We start from the raw sequence: 16,769 nt of genomic DNA, 5'->3' as shown, positions 1-16,769 counted from the left end.
ATCCGTGGCAATCGCGCTGCTTTCCCCGGCCGTCAGGACGACGGCGCGCGATAGACGCCCTCCAGCGCCAGCGCAGCCGTTCCCTTCCAATATTCATCCGGCCGGACCGTGCGATATTCCACGCTGGTCCGCTCACGCAGGATGGGCAGCGTAGAGGAATCCACCCTTTCCTCGCAGTGCCGCCGCATCAGGGACAGCAGGTCGGGGCGAGCGCTCACCACGATGACGCGGCCGGGATCATGCTCGTTGATATGGCTGGCGATGGCGGTGCCGAGGGCCTCACCGGCGGTCGCGAACAGCCCGGCGACCTCCCCCTCCTCTTTCGCCGCCGTCAGACGAACGGCCTCTTCGAACGCGGTCGTGCGCTGGGACCAGTCGGACAGGCCGATACCCCGCAGCCGGGCGAGCGCGGACCCGATACCGCTCACGCTGGCATAGGCGGTGATGCAACCGCTGCTCCCGCAATAACAGGGCCTGCCCCCTTCGAACGCGACCTTCACATGGCTGAATTCGGAATTCATCCCATTATGGCCGATCTGCATCCGCCCTTCGACATAGCGGGCCGCGTTCATCCCCTGCTCCAGCAGGGCAATGAGGGTGAAACTGTCCAGATTGCCCTCGCTACCGAACCAATGCTCGGCCCGCGCAATCGCCGCCACCCGATTGTCGAGGATGACGGGTATCCCCACCCGCTCCTCCATCTGGCGGGCCAGCGGCACGCTCATCGCGGTTTTGCTGGACGGGAGCCAGTGGACGATGCCATCGCGATGATTGACAAGGCCCGGCAGGACGATGGCGGCGTAGCGAATAGCCGCCCGCGGCACGATCTCCTCGTCCAGCACCGCGCCCAGCACGCCGGACAGCATGTCGGGCAGGGCCTCCACATCGTCAAAAGGCGCCAGCACCGTCTCGCAGCTATGGATGCGACTGCCCTTGAGGTCGACGATGTCGATCGACGCCCGCTCCCCCATCAGGGGCGACACGCTGATCACATAGCCTGCCGAGGCATTGATGCTCAGATGCGTGCGCGGGCGGCCCCGCCCTGCTGCAGCGCCCTTTTCCTCGACCAGCAGATCGCGGCGCAACAGGTCCGCGACCAGGTCCGTCACCGTCGCCTTGTTAAAGCCCAGCGCCTTGGCCAGTTCGATGCGGGACAATCCCTCCGTCCGACGGATCAGTTTCAGCGCGCGAAGCTTGCTCTGGTCTGGATCAATCAACTGCGCACCTGTTCTCGACGTCCGGTTTCGTAGAATGACGGCGCACATGTGTCGAGGGTTGCGTCGAAAGCGGCCGGTCGAATGAGCGTTGGCCAAGGTAGCGACAGTGGGAAAGTCGCGGCATCATGGGGCGCGCCGGACCTCCCGGCCTGACACAGCCGCTCCTCACCCCGCAGCTGTCACCCCGCCGCCAAATCGAACCGCTGGCTGAGCGCGCCCTGTGCATCCGCGGTCAGTGTATAGACTGCCTCACGCTGGGCGCCCCGATTGGGATGATCCATCCGATAGCCCTGATAATGCCGCCTGACCAATCCCGCCCGGACCAAGTCGGAGACCGCCGTGCTGACATTGCAACGCCCGGACCGGCGGACATGCTCACGTACCGCATGGTCCAACAGCGCCGCCGCGCCCTGCTCATCCTGCGGCAGCAGGCCCTTTTGCTCTAACTCCGCCCGAACCTTCGCCACGATTTCCCGGCGGCGCTGGTCGCGATGCGCCAGCGGCAGCAATTTGTCGCACAGCCAGTCCCGTATGGCGTGCCGTTCCCCTTCCGCCACGACATAAGGTCCGGCCCGGCTCCCCTCCCCCGCCGCTTCCGCGATCAGGTTGAGCACCAGAAAGGCGTAGCGCGGCCGTTTCGAATGGGCCGCGATCCGCTCGATAATCAAGCCCAGATTCTGCGAGCGAGGCGCGCGGGCAGTCCGGCTGAAAAGATCCATCTGTTGGAACATAGAGTGAATCTAGCAGCTTCCGCGCCGGTGTGAATCCCCCTTGTGCATGTCAGGCATGTTTTTCATCCCTGAAACTTTACCGAAGGTGCGCGGGAGGCCCGCCGCTTGTCGATGGCGTGCATCGCGAGATGGAGGCAAGAGAGATTCTCACACGGTGCCAGAGGTCCAGCTCGTCACTGCTGGAACCGGTTGCTCGGCAAACCCGAAACTTTACGACGATGCCTTCGGGCCATTCTGCAAGGTCAATCGGGCCATTCTGCGAGGTCAAACCAAGTCTCAACGCCAGATTCAAATCCAGTTTCCCATTGGAAGCCGCCATGGATCAGGGCTGGTCCAACCTTCCCTGCAATTCAGACATTCATGAGGTTTCGCCAATGAAACTTTACCGACTTCGGTTCGGTAAAGTTTCACCCATGACAACCGCCGACAGATCCCATGCTGCACCGCCGTACTAGCGGTTCCATACAAAAAGGATCGTCTACCGCCCAAAAATGCGATGGATTAAAGAAACTTACACCACACTGTTTCAATCGGATTAGAATCTGCTCTGCCTCGCAGCCAGCAGCCAGCAGCCAGCAGCCAGCAGCCAGCAGCCAGCAGCCAGCAGCCAGCAGCCAGCAGCCAGCAGCCAGCAGCCAGCAGCCAGCAGCCAGCAGCCAGCAGCCAGCAGCCAGCAGCCAGGGCACAAGACCCATATACTTGGGTCAAGAGCATGTTTCCTCACCTAAACCCACAGTCTACGTCGCGAACCTCACGCCGCCCGGTAAAGTTTCACGGACGAAATCCGACCGCCGCAAGCGGAAGCAGAGTCCCAAATCCAACGCCCGCCCAACCGGAGACCCTGAAACAATAACGGTCGCTATCGGACAACTGCCGAACCGCGCCTACCTCTCAGGACGAAACGCCTCCCAGCACCCCCAGCGCGCCCTGTTCCTCCAGCCGCTCCAGCGCCTGCGTCAGCGTGGCGACAAGCCCCGCATCCTGTGCCACCGCCGCCGGGAAAATCGCGCGGATCGCCAGCAACGCCGCGACACGCTCCGCCGCTGTCGTGGCCCCTGCCAACGCGGCCGCCGTCTCCGCCGCCAGCGGGTCGTCCACCGCAAAGCCTTCGCCCGCATCGTCCACCCCGGACTGCCAGCGCATCCATGCCGCAATGGCCAGCGCCAGCGCCTCCACGCCTGACCCCCGCTCCCGCCGCGCCAGCACGGGGGCGATCAGCCGCTGCGGCAGCTTTTGCGAGCCATCCATCGCGATCTGCCGCGTCCGATGGGCCAGCGACCCATTGGCGAAGCGGCCCATCAAAGCCGCCCGATAACGCACGATGTCCAGCCCCTCCGGCGGGGTCAGCGTCGCCGCGCTCTCGTCCCACAGCGCCTCGACAAAGGCCCGTCCGCCGGGCAGCGCGACAAAGCCATCGACATGCTCGATCCCCGCCAGCCCGCCCAGATAGGCGATGCCGCTGTGTGCGCCGTTGAGCAGACGCAGCTTCGCCTCCTCCCATGGCGCGACATCGTCGGTCAGTTGCACGCCCAGCGCCGCGAAATCCGGGCGGGGACCGCAGAAATGATCCTCGATCACCCATTGCAGGAAAGGTTCGGTCTTGACCATCGCCCGGTCCTCCACGCCGATCCGGTCGGCCAGCGCGGCAATGTCCTCCACCGTGGTGGCGGGCACGATGCGGTCCACCATCGTCTGCGGAAAGGCGCCCTCCGCCGCGATCCATTCCGCCAGCGCGGGGTCGTGCGCCGCCGCGATGGCCAGCACCGCACTGCGCAACCGCGCGCCATTATGCGGCAGGTTGTCGCAGGACAGCGCAGTGAAGGGCGGCAGCCCCGCCGCATACCGCTGCGCCAGTCCCGCGACCAGAAAGCCCGGCGCACTGCGCGGCGCGCTCAGGCTGGCGAGATCGGCGGCGATCTCCGCATCGGCCGTCCGCAGCGTCCCCGTGGCGGGGTCCAGATGATAGCCCTTCTCCGTCACCGTCAACGTCACGATATGCACATCGGGCGAGGCCAGCCGTGCCACCACCGCGCCGGGGTCTTCCGGCGCGACCAGCACGTCCTTCACCGCCCCGATGATGCGGAGAGCCTGTGCGTCGCCATCCCGCTCGACCAGCGTATAAAGGCCGTCCTGCGGCTCCATCTGGTCGCGCACCGTGGCGGAGCGGAGGGACACGCCCGTAATGCCCCAGCGATTGTCGCCGCTCGCCAGCGCTGCATCGAACACCGCCGCCTGATGCGCGCGGTGGAACGCGCCGATGCCGATATGCACCACGCCGATGGTGGCCCGCTCCCGGTCATAGCCGGGCCGGACCACTGCGGCGGGCAGGCCGTCGAGGCTCGCAGCCGACAGCCTCACAGCCGGTACGCCTGCTTGGCGAGATCATAGCTCAGCGCATGGGCGACCGCGGCCGCCTCATCCTCCGGCAGGCGATGTTCCGCCACCAGCCGCGCCAGGAACGCGCAGTCCATCCGCCGCGCCACGTCATGCCGCGCGGGGATGGAGAGGAAGGCCCGCGTATCGTCGTTGAAGCCGACCGTGTTGTAGAATCCCGCTGTTTCCGTCACCGCCTCGCGGAACCGCCGCATCCCCTCAGGGCTGTCGTGGAACCACCAGGGCGGCCCGATACGCAGCGCGGGATAATGGCCCGCCAACGGGGCCAGTTCGCGCGAATAGCTATCCTCGTCCAGCGTGAACAGGATGATGGTCAGCCCCGCCTCATTGCCGAAACGGTCGAGCAGAGGCTTTAGGGCCTGCACATATTCGGTGGCGGTGGGGATGTCCGCGCCCTTGTCCCGCCCGAACCCCTGCATCAGGCCGGGGTTGTGGTTACGATGGACGCCGGGATGGATTTGCAGGGTCATGCCGTCCGACAGGCTCATCCGCGCCATTTCGGTCAGCATCTGCGCGCGGAACAGTTCGGCGTCGGCGGGCGTGACGCTGCCGCCCGTCACCCTGGCATAGAGTGCCTCCGCCTCCGCGCGGGGCAGGTCGGCGGTGCGGGCGGTGGGATGGCCATGGTCGGTGGCGGTCGCCCCGGCCTCGCGGAAATAGGCGCGGCGGGTCTCATGCGCGCGCAGATAGCCCGCCCAGTGGCTCACATCCTCGCCGGTCAGTTCCCCGAAACGGGCGACATTGGCCGCAAAGCCTTCATACTCCGGGTCCACCACCGGATCGGGGCGGTAGGTGGTGATGACCCGCCCCTGCCACCCGCTGGCCCGGATCGCACGATGATGGTCGAGCGGGTCGAGCGGACCTTCGGTCGTCGCCAGCAGTTCGATGTTGAACCGTTCGAACAGCGCGCGGGGCCGAAAGGCATCGGTGCGCAGCGCCGCGTCGATGCTGTCGAAATAGGCGTCGGCATTGTCGGCGGACAATATCTCCTCCATCCCGAACACCTCGGCAAAGACCCAGTCCAGCCACATGCGCGACGGGGTGCCCCGGAACAGATGATAGTTTTCCGCGAAGATCCGCCAGATCGCCCGGCTGTCAGTCTCCACCGCCCCGCCATCGGCGCGCGGCACGCCCAGCGCCTCCAGCGGCACGCCCTGACTATAGAGCATGCGGAACACATAATGATCCGGCACGATCAGCAATTGCGCGGGATCGGCGAAAGACTCATTGCCCGCGAACCAGGCCGGATCGGTGTGACCATGGGGGCTGATGATGGGCAAGTCCTTCACCCCGGCATACAGCCGCCGCGCAATGTCCCGCGTACCGGGGTCGGCCGGAAACAGGCGGTCGGGATGCAGGGTCAGCTTGGTCACGCGTGGGGCCTTTCGACGGTTCGGCGTCGGGGAATGGCGGAGCCGCGCCCGCCCGATCCGGCGCCAGATTGGTCAGAACAGCTAGAGACGACGGCGTGCGCCGTCAATCTCTTCGAAAAAGAGCGATATTATCAGGGTTTCATTTCGCCCAGTTCACCATACTCACGATGTTTGACACGCTCACACGCTTGCGCCATTGGTCTAGCCAATATGATGCCAGCCGGAGCGCGGCTCTGGTAGGATAGGGAGTATGGATGTGGCGACACAGGTGGCGGGCAGCAAATCGGGGGCTTTACGCTGGTGGATCATCAGCCTCGTCACGCTGGGCACCGTGCTCAACTATCTCGCCCGCTCCTCCCTTGCCGTCGCCGCGCCCACGCTGAAAGACAGTTTCGGCATGACGACGCAGCAATATAGCTGGGTCGTCGCCGCTTTTCAGGGGGCCTATACCATCGCGCAGCCGCTGGCGGGCTATGCGCTCGACCTGATGGGCCTGCGGCTGGGCTTTGCCCTGTTCGCGGTCGGCTGGTCGCTGTCCAACTGCGCCCATGCCTTTGCCGTGGGCTGGCCCAGCCTCGCCCTCTTCCGCGGTATGCTGGGCCTGACGGAGGCGGCGGCGATCCCGGCGGGGATCAAGGTGGTGGGCGAATGGTTTCCCCCGCGCGAACGGACGGTCGCGACCGGCTGGTTCAACATCGGATCGTCGTTCGGCAGCATGTTGGCCCCGCCCATCGTCATCTTCTGCATCTTCACCTGGGGTTGGCAGTCGGCATTCGTGGTGACGGGCGGCGTCGGCCTGTTCTGGGCCGCCCTCTGGTATTGGGGCTATCGCTCGCCCGCCGAGCACAAGGGGCTGAGCGATGGCGAGCGCGCCCATATCCAAAGCGGGCGCGACGATTCGGCGGTGGACGACAGCACCACGACTGAAGCCAAGGCAAGCTGGCGCGAGATCATCCGCACCCGTGCCTTCTGGAGCATCGCCATCCCGCGTTTCCTGTGCGATCCGGCCTGGCACACCTTCAGCTTCTTCATCCCGCTCTATCTGGTCGATTCGCGCGGAATGGACCTCAAAAGCATCGCCGCCTTCGCATGGCTGCCCTTCCTCGCCGCCGACCTCGGCTCGATCCTCGGCGGCTATTATGCGCCCTGGCTGATGCGTCGCTTCAACATTTCGCTGCTGGGATCGCGCAAGATCGTGGTGACGACCGGCGCGGTTCTGATGGTCGGCCCGGCCTGCATCGGCCTCGCCGGCTCTCCGGCGGCGGCCATCGCGCTGTTCTGTGTCGGCGGTTTCGCGCACCAGATGCTTTCGGGTGCGCTCATGACCCTCTCGGCGGACATGTTCGAACCGCGCGTGGTCGCGACCGCCACCGGCATGGCGGGGTCCGCCGCATGGATCGGGGGGATGAGCTTTTCCCTGATCGTCGGCACGCTGGCCGACACCATCGGCTATGATCCGCTGTTCGTCTGCCTCGCCATATTCGATCTGGTCGCGGCGGCGGTGCTTTGGACGATGTTGCGCGGTCGCAAACCGGCCACGCGGGAGGCGGCAATATGACCGATTTCGCTCTTTCCCGGCGCGGACTGATGCAGGCGGGTGCCATCGCGGGCCTTGCCGCCCTGCCCGGCGCAGGCGCCGCGCGCCGCGTCTTCGCCGGGCCGCGCCAGCCCATCGGTATCAACCTCTATGTCGTCGCGGCGGAGGTGCGCAAAGACCCGGCTGCCACGCTGCGCGCGCTGGCCGCCATCGGCTATCGCGAAGTGGAGACGGGACTGGACGCTCATGACGCCGCGACCATGGCCCGCGCGATCACGGCGGCGGGCATGCGGTGCGCCAGCCTCAACCTCCTCCCCCTTCCCCAGCGCGGTGGGCGCAGCTTTGCCGACGATGCGGGCCTGATCGCGCAGGATGCCCGCACGCTGGGCGCACACTATGTCACCTCCACCCTTTTCCTCCTCCCGCCCGGCGTGGAGATGCGCGGCCTGCCGGGCGAAACCGTGCCGGCCATGCTGGAGCGGGTCACGGGCACGATGCGCGCCGACGACTGGAAACGCACCGCCGACTGGCTGAACCAAAAGGGTGCGGCGCTGAAACGGCATGGCGCGGCCCTCGCCTATCATAACCATAATCCCGAACTGGCCCCACAGGGGGAAGCGAACGGCCTGTCCATCCTGCTGGAGCATACCGACCCCGCACTGGTCCATTTCCACATGGATGCGGGCTGGGTCGTGGCGGCGGGTCATGATCCCGTCACCATCCTGCGCGCCTATCCGGGCCGCTTCCGCCTGATGCATGTCAAGGACATTGCCCCCACCCACCGCGTCAACACCGGCCTGCGCGCCGCGACGACGGAGGTCGGCTCCGGCATCGTCGACTGGCCTCGCGTACTGGCCGCCGCCCGCACCGCCGGGGTGCGCCATTTCGCCGTGGAGCAGGAGCCTCCCTATACGCTGCCCCCGCTGGAATCGGCGGCGCGCAGCTATGCCTATCTGCGTGATCTCGATCTGGGGAGCGCCCGATGACCCGCATCTGCCTGATCGGTGAAGGCATGGTGGAACTGTCCGGCGGCCCCGCGCGCGGCTGGGCCGTGGGGCACGGCGGCGACACACTCAACACCGGCATCCACCTCGCCCGCATGGGCCATGACGTGGCCTATGCGACCGCGCTGGGCGACGATGCGTTCAGCGCGGGGCTGCGCGACAGCTGGGCGGCGGAGGGGCTGGACCTCACCCCGACCCTGACGGCGGCGGGGCGCATGCCCGGCCTCTATGCGATCCAGACCGATGACGCGGGCGAGCGCAGCTTTGCCTATTGGCGGGGGGAGAGCGCGGCACGGTCCATGTTCGACCTGCCCGACAGCGACCGGTTGATCGCGCAGGCCGGGGCGGCGGACCTGCTGGTCTATTCCCTCATTACGCTTGCGATCCTTTCGGCGGAAGGGCGCGGTCGGTTGTTCAGCCTGTGCGACGCCGTCCGCGCCCGCGGCGGCCGCGTGGCCTTCGACGGCAATTACCGCCCTCGCCTCTGGCCCGACGCCGCCACCGCCCGCGCCGCCCGCGACGCCGCCATCGCCCGCTGCGACATCGGCCTGCCGACGCTGGCGGACGAGGTGGAGATGGGCGAGGCCGACGATGCCGCCGCCACCGCCGCCCGCTGGTCCGCGCTCGGCTGCGCGGAGCCGGTGGTGAAGCTGGGCGTGGAGGGATGCCTTGTCGCCGGACAGACCGTCCCTCCGCCCGCCCGCGTCACCGTGGTGGACAGCAGCGGCGCAGGGGACGCCTTCAACGCGGGCTATCTGTCCGCCCGCATCGGTGGCGCGGTCCCGGTGGAAGCCGCACTGGCCGGGCATCGGCTCGCGGGATGGGCGATCGGCCATGCCGGCGCGATCCCCGCCCGCAAGGACGACGCTCCCTACTGACCGCCATTCATAAAAAAACGGCGCCGCGCCATGGGCTTCACTCCATGGCGGCGGCGCCGCAAGTCATGCACACATCATCGGGAGGATGCGGTGCATATCCGTGCGCGTGCGATCACCAGTTCCACATCGTCCCGTCTTCCAACCGCGCGACCGGCAGATAGGCGGGCTTGTAGGGATATTTGGCGGCCAGCGTCTCGTCGATGTCCACGCCATGGCCGGGCGTCTCGCCGCAGTAGAGGTGGCCCTTGTCGAAGCTGTAATCATGCGGGAAGACGGCGTCCGTCTCCTCCGTATGACGCATATATTCCTGGATGCCGAAATTGGGCACCCAAGTGTCGAAGTGCAGCGCGCAACCCATGGTGATGGGCGACAGGTCGGTCGCGCCATGGCTGCCGGTGCGGATCTGGTACAGGCTGGCCAGGTCAGCGATGCGGCGCATGTGCGTGATGCCGCCTGCCCCGACGATGGTGCAGCGGATATAGTCGATCAACTGGTTCTGGATCAGATCCTTGGCGTCCCAGATGGTGTTGAAAATCTCGCCCACCGCCAGCGGCGTGGTGGTGTGGTGGCGCACCAGCTTGAACGCCTCCTGATTTTCGGCGGGCGTGCAATCCTCCAGCCAGAACAGGCTGTACGGCTCCAGCGCCTTGCCCAGTTGCGCGGCCTCCATCGGGGTATAGCGATGATGGCCGTCATGCAGCAGATGATGGTCGAAACCATAGGTTTCGCGCAGCTTCTCGAACAGCTTGGGCACATAGTTCAGCGCCTTGCGCGTGTCCCATCCGGTGACGGACGGCAGCGCGGCGTCGGCAGGCTCATAATAGAGCTTGCCGCGACCCACGCCATAGGCGTCCTTGACGCCCGGCACGCCAGTCTGCGCGCGGATCGCCTTGTATCCCATGTCGATATACTGGCCGACCGCGTCCACCGTCTCGGCGATGTCGCTGCCATTGGCATGGCCATAGACCATCACCGCGTCACGGCTGCGCCCGCCCAGCAACTGGTACAGCGGCATGTTCGCCATCTTGGCCTTGATGTCCCACAGCGCCATGTCGACCGCCGCAATGGCGCGCATGGTGACGGGACCGCGCCGCCAATAGGCGCCACGATAGAGATACTGCCAGATATCCTCGATCTGGCGCGGGTCGCGGCCGATCAGGCAGGGAATGACATGATCGGTCAGATAGCTGGCGACGGACAATTCCCGCCCATTCAGCGTGGCGTCGCCGATGCCATAGACACCCTGGTCGGTTTCGATCTTCAGGGTCACGAAATTGCGGCCCGGACATGTCACGATGACCTTGGCCGATGCGATTTTCATGTCTTCCCCCCAGTGTATGGACTGATTGTCAGGCAGCGACCCCATGGGCGGCCTGTTTGCATATCCATTCCTTGCGGGCTTTAAATTGGTCTGTCAAGTTTCAGATATTGGTCAGGGTGTTCGAGCGGGGCATTTCGCCACCCGGACGACGCAGGATGGGACAGCCACAAACAGCATGGCATCACCACGTCCGGCGCGCAGAATATCCGAGAGACAGGGAGGAGAACAGCCTCTAACGCCGCATCCGACGGGCGGCCCGCGCCCGCATTGCGGACGGCATTATAGGTCACAGGGAAATGGCGGCTGCGGCGCGGAGCCGACAGCCGCCCTCCCGTTCGTCAGATTACCACTTCAGGCTGAAGCGCGCATAGAGGTAGCGCCCGTTGAACCCGAACGGCGAATAATAGGGGAAGGCCGTCGCCCCGCTATTATAATTGCTGGGGTTCGCCGCCGGGACCGCGTCAGGATAGACGTCGAACAGATTGTTCGCGCCGATCGCCAGCGTGCCCTGCTTCAACAGCTTCACGCGCCCTTCCAGGTCGATCAGCGTATGGTTGCCGGTATAGGCATAGTTGGCGACGTCCGTCGCGGGCTGGAACACATTGCCATAGAAAGACGCCCGGAACGTGGCCCCCACATTGCCGCGCGACCAGTCCGTGGTGAAGCTGCCCTTCACCCGCGGCGTGCCACGCTCCAAGCTGGTGATGCGCTGCTGCGTGAACAGCGTCACACCGGCCAGATTGCCGGTGGCGACCGGCACGTCGGTGATGTCCACCTCGTTATAATTGCCCGCCGCCGTCAGGTCGAACTGACCAGCATTGTCGGTGCGCAGCCGGTAATGGGCGACGACGTCGATGCCCTTGGCCGTGGACCGGATGCCGTTGACGAAGAAGCGCGCACCGCCCACCCCGAACGGGGCCAGGATCGGGGCGACGATGGCATTGGACGCCAGCAGATTCTCGGACAGCGCCAACTGGTCGCGCACCCGGATGCGATAGGCGTCCACCGTGAACTCGAACCCGCCGCTGCGCACCACCGCACCGACGGAGAGGTTGGTCGACTTCTCCGGCTGGAGCGGCTTGCCGCCCAGTGCGACCGCCGCCGGGCTGGTGGAGGGGAAGGTCCGCACATCCACGATCGCGCCGTTGATCGACGTCGACTGGGTGAAGGAGTAGAAGCTCTGCTGGAGCGATGGCGCGCGGAAGCCGGTGGAGGCGGTGGCCCGCAACGCAAACGACGGCGCGAAATCGTAACGCAGCGCCAGCTTGCCGGTGCCATTATCGCCAAAGTCGGAATAATGCTCATAACGTCCGGCGGCGCCGACCGTCAGCCCGGCGAACTGCGCCTCCAGGTCGACATAGGCGCCGACATTGTTGCGGCTGTTGCTGCCCGCATCGACGGGACGGAAGCCCGCAAAGCCCTGCGCGCCGCTGCCCAACGCCGCATTCGCACCGAGCGGCCCGCGATTATAGGATGCCGGCTCGCCCGCCTCCTCCTTGAAGCCCTCATGACGACCCTCGACGCCAAAGGCGACGTTGATGCTGCTGTCCGCGCCCAGATCGACCTTGCGCGTCACATCGACCCCGCCGGTCCACTGGTCATAGGTCAGGCGGCCGCTGTAGAAGTCCAGCTGCGATGCCGCGCCATAGGTGGAATTAAGCGTCTGCCGGGTCTGGAAAGTCAGGACGTTACGGCCATAAGAGCCATTGATGTCGATCGACCAGCCGCCCAGTTCACCGCGCACGCCGAGAGCGGAGTTGATATCCTCCGAATTCACCTTGATGAGCGGGGTGAAGCCATTGGGATAGAGGGCGGGCACGCTGTTGGCGTTTGACAGCGGGCGGGGCAATGCCGCACCGGTGCTGTCACGGTTCTGATAGCCCGCATAGCCATAAAACTCCCACGCGCCGCCGACCGGGACGCCAAAATTGGCGAACAGCGTATATTGCTCGACCTCTGGATCGCCGAAGCGGGAGGAGACGCGCGCGGGGGTGAAGCGGGTGTCGATATCGCCCCGGCTGGTGCGGCCCCGGTTCAGATAATCGGCGGACAGGGTCAGGAAGCCTTCGCTGCCGATGCCGATGCCCTGCCAGACCGATGCGCTGAACGTCTTGCCGTCATGCGCGTTGCGGCTGGAAAGGGCGGGACTGACCTCCGTCTCATACTGACCATAGCTAATGGTCGCGCCGCCGCCGCTGCGCGCCTTGCGCAGGCGCAGGTTGACGACGCCCGCGATAGCGTCCGACCCATATTGCGCCGATGCGCCGTCGCGCAGCACCTCGACGCTCTCCAGCGCCACGGTGGGGATGGTGTTGAGGTCGAAGGCCGCCGCGCCACGTCCCACCGATCCATTGGTGTTGAGCAACGCCGACGTATGGCCGCGGATACCGTCCACCAGCACCAGCGTCTGATCCGGCGACAGGCCACGCAGGGTCGCAGGGCGGATGGAATCGGTCGCGTCCACGGCGGAGGAGCGGGGGAAGTTGATCGACGGCGCGACATTGGCCAGCGCCTGACCCAGTTCCGCCGTGCCCTGTCCGCGCAGCGCCTCCCCGGTCAGCACGTCGATGGGGGACGAGGTGTCGAGCCGGGTCCGCCCGGCGACGCGCGTGCCCGTGACGACGATATCCTGTTCGGAGGCCAGGGTCGCGCTGTCGTCGGCGGCCGTCTGCGCCATCGCGGTTACGGACGTCGCAAGGCCGCTCGCCGTCGCCAGCAGCAGCACCAAAGTCTTTGTCATGATAGTCCCCTTATTGTGGCGCGGCTCTTCGGCCGGCATTCTCGCTCCGCGACAACGCCGCATCGCCCAAAAGGATGCATGTCCTGCACGGGCGGCGGCGTCGCTCCCCGGATATATATTCAACCGAATGAATAGACAATTCTATCGGCACCGCGACCATGACTTGGCGCGCGCCCTGTGGCTTTCCGGCCACGCCATGCCCAGCATGGCAACCGCACAGGCTTCCGCCAATGTGCCAAAGGGATCATCCAACGGGCCGGATAATAGCTCTTATGGGCATTGCATAACGCACAGGGCCGGAAGTCCTTGCCCCTCGCCAGACATATGCCGGCGCGAGCTTCCCGGCCTTTGGCGCGTATGGAACAGTCGATCGGATTCGCCGTTTAAGCCTTCGCAATTTGATCCTGAAGGCGGTTAAAGCACCCTGCCCTTCGTTGTAATACGCCAATTGCGTCGTTAACGCCCAAGCGAGACTGTGATGCCGACAAATACTGCGACCGTAGGTGTTCCTTGATCTCCAGAACTGATGCCCTGATCGACGCAGCGGCGCTCTTTGAAGGCGATGGCGAGGTCCGCTCGCTCGCGCGGACATTGGACTGGTCGGCTACCCCCCTTGGGCCGACCACCGATTGGTCGCCCGCGCTGCGGATCATGGCCCGGTCCATGTTCGACTCTCCGTTCCCGATCTGCCTCTGGTCGGGTCCGCACTTTGCCCTCATCTATAATGACCCCTATCGCCGGATATTGGCCGCCAAACACCCGGCCGCGCTGGGTCAGCCCGGCTCCATCGTGTGGGCCGAAATCTGGGAGGAGCTTCAGCCGCAGTTCGATGGCGTGCGATCCGGTGGCGCCCCGATCTATTTCGAGGACGCCCCCTTCGTCATGGCCCGGCTCGAAGGCGGCGGCACGGAAACCGCCTGGTTCAATTATTCCCTGTCTGCCCTCCGCGACGAAGACGGCCATGTCGCGGCCGTCCTCAACATCACGCCGGAAACGACCGAACGCGTCCTCCTGGAGCGCCATCTTACCAGAGAGCAATCCGCACTCGCCATGAGCGAGGAGCTTCTGCGTCTTGCCGTCGACAATGCGGACGTCGGCCTCTGGGACGTCGATGTCATCAACAACAGGCTGACTTGGCCCGCCCGTACCAAGGCTATGTTCGGCATTTCCGCCGATGTCCCCGTGACAATGGACGATTTCTACAAGGGCCTCCATCCTGACGATCGCGAAACGACGACCGCGACCTACCTCGCCGCCGCCGATCCTGACCTCAGGGCGCTCTACGATGTGGAATATCGCACGATCGGCAAGGAGGATGGTGTCGAGCGGTGGGTGGCGGCCAAGGGGCGCGGTATATTCGACGTCGCTGGACGCTGTGTGCGGGTGACGGGGACGGCGCTCGAAATTACCGCGCGAAAGGCCGCCGAGGTCCGCCGTAACGCCCTTGTCGAGCTGACGCAGGCCCTGCGCGATCTGGATGATCCGGCTGACATTGCCTACGCCGCCGCCGAAGTCCTGGGGCGAACACTGGGCAACAGCCGAGTCGGATATGCCGCCATCGATCATGATGCCGAAACGCTGCACGTCGATCGCGACTGGACCGCACCGGGGGTGGAGACGCTGGCCGGCGTATTGGCCTTGCGGGACTATGGCTCCTTCATCGAGAGCCTCAAACGCGGCGAGTTCACGGTCATCGACGATGTTCAGGCCGACCCTCGGACCGCAGGCCCGGCCGCTGCCGCACTGGAGGGCAAGAGCAGCTTCGCGTTTGTCAATGCACCGGTCCTGGAACAGGGACGGCTTGTAGCCGTTTTCTTCGTCAACCATGGCGCAAAGCGCAAATGGAGCGAGGCCGACCTCACCTTGATCCGGGAATTTGCCGACCGCACGCGCACCGCCGTGGAGCGCGCACGCGGCGAACATGCGCTGCGGGACAGCGAGGCGCGACTGCGCGAACTGAACGAAACGCTGGAGGCCCAGGTCGAGGCGCGCTCGGCGGAACGGGATCGATTGTGGAACCTGTCGCAAGACATGCTGGCACGGGCTGATTATACGGGCATGATGTCCGCGGTCAGTCCCGCCTGGACGCAGGTTCTCGGCTGGACGGAACGCGAACTCCTCTCGCGGGGCTATGCCACGTTCATGCATGTGGAGGATGAACCGCCGACGCTTGAGGCGATCGCGCGCATGGCGGAGACGGGCCTGCCGACCCGCTTCGAAAATCGGATCAGCACCCGCGACGGCGGCTGGAAATCCATCGAATGGACCGTCGCGCCGGAACCTGACGGCGTGAACTTCATCGCGGTCGGCCGCGACCTCAGCCATGTCAAGGCGCGCGAGGCAGAGCTGGAACGCGCGCAGGAAGCCTTGCGCCAGAGCCAGAAGATGGAGGCGATGGGCAGCCTGACCGGCGGCGTCGCGCATGATTTCAACAATCTCCTCACGCCCATCATTGGTTCGCTCGACCTCCTCATGCGTAAGGGCGTCGGCAGCGAACGCGAACGGCGGCTCATCGGCGGCGCGCTTCAGTCGGCGGATCGGGCGAAGACGCTTGTGCAGCGGCTGCTCGCCTTTGCGCGCAGGCAACCGCTTCAGGCGACAGCGGTCGACGTGGCGCGCCTTGTCGATGGCATGGTCGGCCTGCTTGACTCGACACTGGGTCCGACCATCGACCTGCGCGTGGACGTGTCGGGCGACCTGCCGCCCGCCAGCGCCGATCAGAACCAGCTAGAAATGGCCCTTCTGAACCTTGCGGTGAATGCCCGCGACGCCATGCCGGATGGCGGCGAACTGACCATTGTGGCCCGGCGCGAAACTATTCGCGGGCACCATCCGTCGGGCGCTCGGCCCGGTCATTATGTGCACCTGTGTATCCATGACACGGGCGCGGGCATGGACGAGGCGACCCTCCGCCGCGCGACAGAGCCGTTTTTCTCCACGAAGGGGGTGGGCAAGGGCACGGGCCTCGGTCTGTCGATGGTGCATGGCCTTGCCGCCCAGCTTGGCGGTGGACTGGCTATCGACAGTGCCCCCGGCCGGGGCACGACCATCGAACTGTGGCTGCCGGTCAGCATGACGCAATATGAAAGCGACGATCAGGGCGATGCGCAGACGGCCGACGTGCAGGCCCGTGGCATTGCCCTCCTGATCGACGATGAGGAACTTGTGCGGATGGTCACCGCCGACATGCTGGCCGACCTCGGTTATGAGGTGGTGGAGGTGAATTCGGCGGAGGAAGGGCTGGCGCTTCTGGGCGGGGGACTGGAGGCAAATCTCGTCGTAACCGATCATCTCATGCCGGGCATGAGCGGCGCTCAACTGGCGCGTACGTTGAAGGCCGAGCGACCGGGCCTGCCCGTGCTGATCGTTTCCGGCTACGCCGAAGCCGAGGGTATCGATCCCGATGTCGCCCGGTTGACCAAGCCGTTCCGTAATGCGGAACTGGCCGAAACCTTGCTGACGTTGCAGGCCGGGACGTTCGAGTGAACGGGCAACGGAACGGACGTGGCACCATATCCATCGGGTAATGCCGATATTTCTTGACCGTCCGAATTTACATCGTTTATTCCCGATA

General features: G+C 65.5%; 10 protein-coding genes. 4 read left to right on the top strand and 6 right to left on the bottom strand.

Annotation, left to right across the window (positions count from 1 at the left end; translation table 11 throughout):
• Window positions 1-32 precede the first annotated feature (32 nt).
• The 4 genes from LWE61_RS07445 to uxaC all read right to left on the bottom strand — a co-directional run bounded on the left by LWE61_RS07445 (window position 33) and on the right by uxaC (window position 5,715).
• Window positions 33-1,217, bottom strand: a complete 1,185-nt coding sequence (locus LWE61_RS07445) for an ROK family transcriptional regulator (RefSeq protein ID WP_234149407.1) — start codon at window positions 1,215-1,217, stop codon at window positions 33-35.
• 179 nt (window positions 1,218-1,396) lie between these two features.
• Window positions 1,397-1,936: a hypothetical protein gene (locus tag LWE61_RS07440; protein ID WP_234149406.1), complete on the bottom strand. Its 540-nt coding sequence runs from the start codon at window positions 1,934-1,936 to the stop codon at window positions 1,397-1,399.
• A gap of 903 nt (window positions 1,937-2,839) precedes the next feature.
• Window positions 2,840-4,306, bottom strand: a complete 1,467-nt coding sequence (locus LWE61_RS07435) for a mannitol dehydrogenase family protein (RefSeq protein WP_234149405.1) — start codon at window positions 4,304-4,306, stop codon at window positions 2,840-2,842.
• Complete coding sequence (uxaC, locus tag LWE61_RS07430; RefSeq protein ID WP_234149404.1) at window positions 4,303-5,715, bottom strand: glucuronate isomerase; 1,413 nt, start codon at window positions 5,713-5,715, stop codon at window positions 4,303-4,305. The genes LWE61_RS07435 and uxaC overlap by 4 nt, the downstream gene beginning before the upstream one ends.
• A 250-nt stretch (window positions 5,716-5,965) precedes the next feature.
• Here uxaC and LWE61_RS07425 point away from each other — a divergent pair, with 250 nt between their 5' ends.
• The 3 genes from LWE61_RS07425 to LWE61_RS07415 are packed head-to-tail and all read left to right on the top strand — an operon-like array spanning window position 5,966 to window position 9,134.
• The gene (locus LWE61_RS07425) at window positions 5,966-7,273 is read left to right on the top strand and encodes an MFS transporter (RefSeq protein ID WP_234149403.1); all 1,308 of its coding nucleotides are present in this window, start codon (window positions 5,966-5,968) and stop codon (window positions 7,271-7,273) included.
• Window positions 7,270-8,238: a sugar phosphate isomerase/epimerase family protein gene (locus LWE61_RS07420; protein WP_234149402.1), complete on the top strand. Its 969-nt coding sequence runs from the start codon at window positions 7,270-7,272 to the stop codon at window positions 8,236-8,238. Before LWE61_RS07425 ends, LWE61_RS07420 begins: the two co-directional genes overlap by 4 nt.
• Entirely contained in the window at window positions 8,235-9,134 is a 900-nt protein-coding gene (locus LWE61_RS07415; protein ID WP_234149401.1) for a sugar kinase, read from the top strand. Before LWE61_RS07420 ends, LWE61_RS07415 begins: the two co-directional genes overlap by 4 nt.
• Window positions 9,135-9,246: 112 nt before the next feature.
• On the opposite strand, the gene manD is transcribed toward LWE61_RS07415, so the two are convergent.
• Together manD and LWE61_RS07405 are read right to left on the bottom strand one after the other, a co-directional pair.
• Window positions 9,247-10,455, bottom strand: a complete 1,209-nt coding sequence (gene manD, locus LWE61_RS07410; RefSeq protein ID WP_234149400.1) for a D-mannonate dehydratase ManD — start codon at window positions 10,453-10,455, stop codon at window positions 9,247-9,249.
• A gap of 343 nt (window positions 10,456-10,798) precedes the next feature.
• A complete protein-coding gene (locus LWE61_RS07405; RefSeq protein ID WP_234149399.1) occupies window positions 10,799-13,195 on the bottom strand; it encodes a TonB-dependent receptor plug domain-containing protein in 2,397 nt (798 codons plus the stop codon).
• A gap of 510 nt (window positions 13,196-13,705) precedes the next feature.
• On the opposite strand from LWE61_RS07405, the gene LWE61_RS07400 reads away from it, so the two are divergent.
• Window positions 13,706-16,681: a PAS domain-containing protein gene (locus tag LWE61_RS07400; protein WP_234149398.1), complete on the top strand. Its 2,976-nt coding sequence runs from the start codon at window positions 13,706-13,708 to the stop codon at window positions 16,679-16,681.
• Window positions 16,682-16,769 lie beyond the last annotated feature (88 nt).

Origin of the sequence: Sphingobium sufflavum, assembly GCF_021403115.1 — a bacterium.
Lineage (GTDB): Bacteria > Pseudomonadota > Alphaproteobacteria > Sphingomonadales > Sphingomonadaceae > Sphingobium > Sphingobium sufflavum.
Note: the sequence above shows the minus strand (reverse complement) of the source record. Positions and strands in the feature narration are given on the sequence as shown.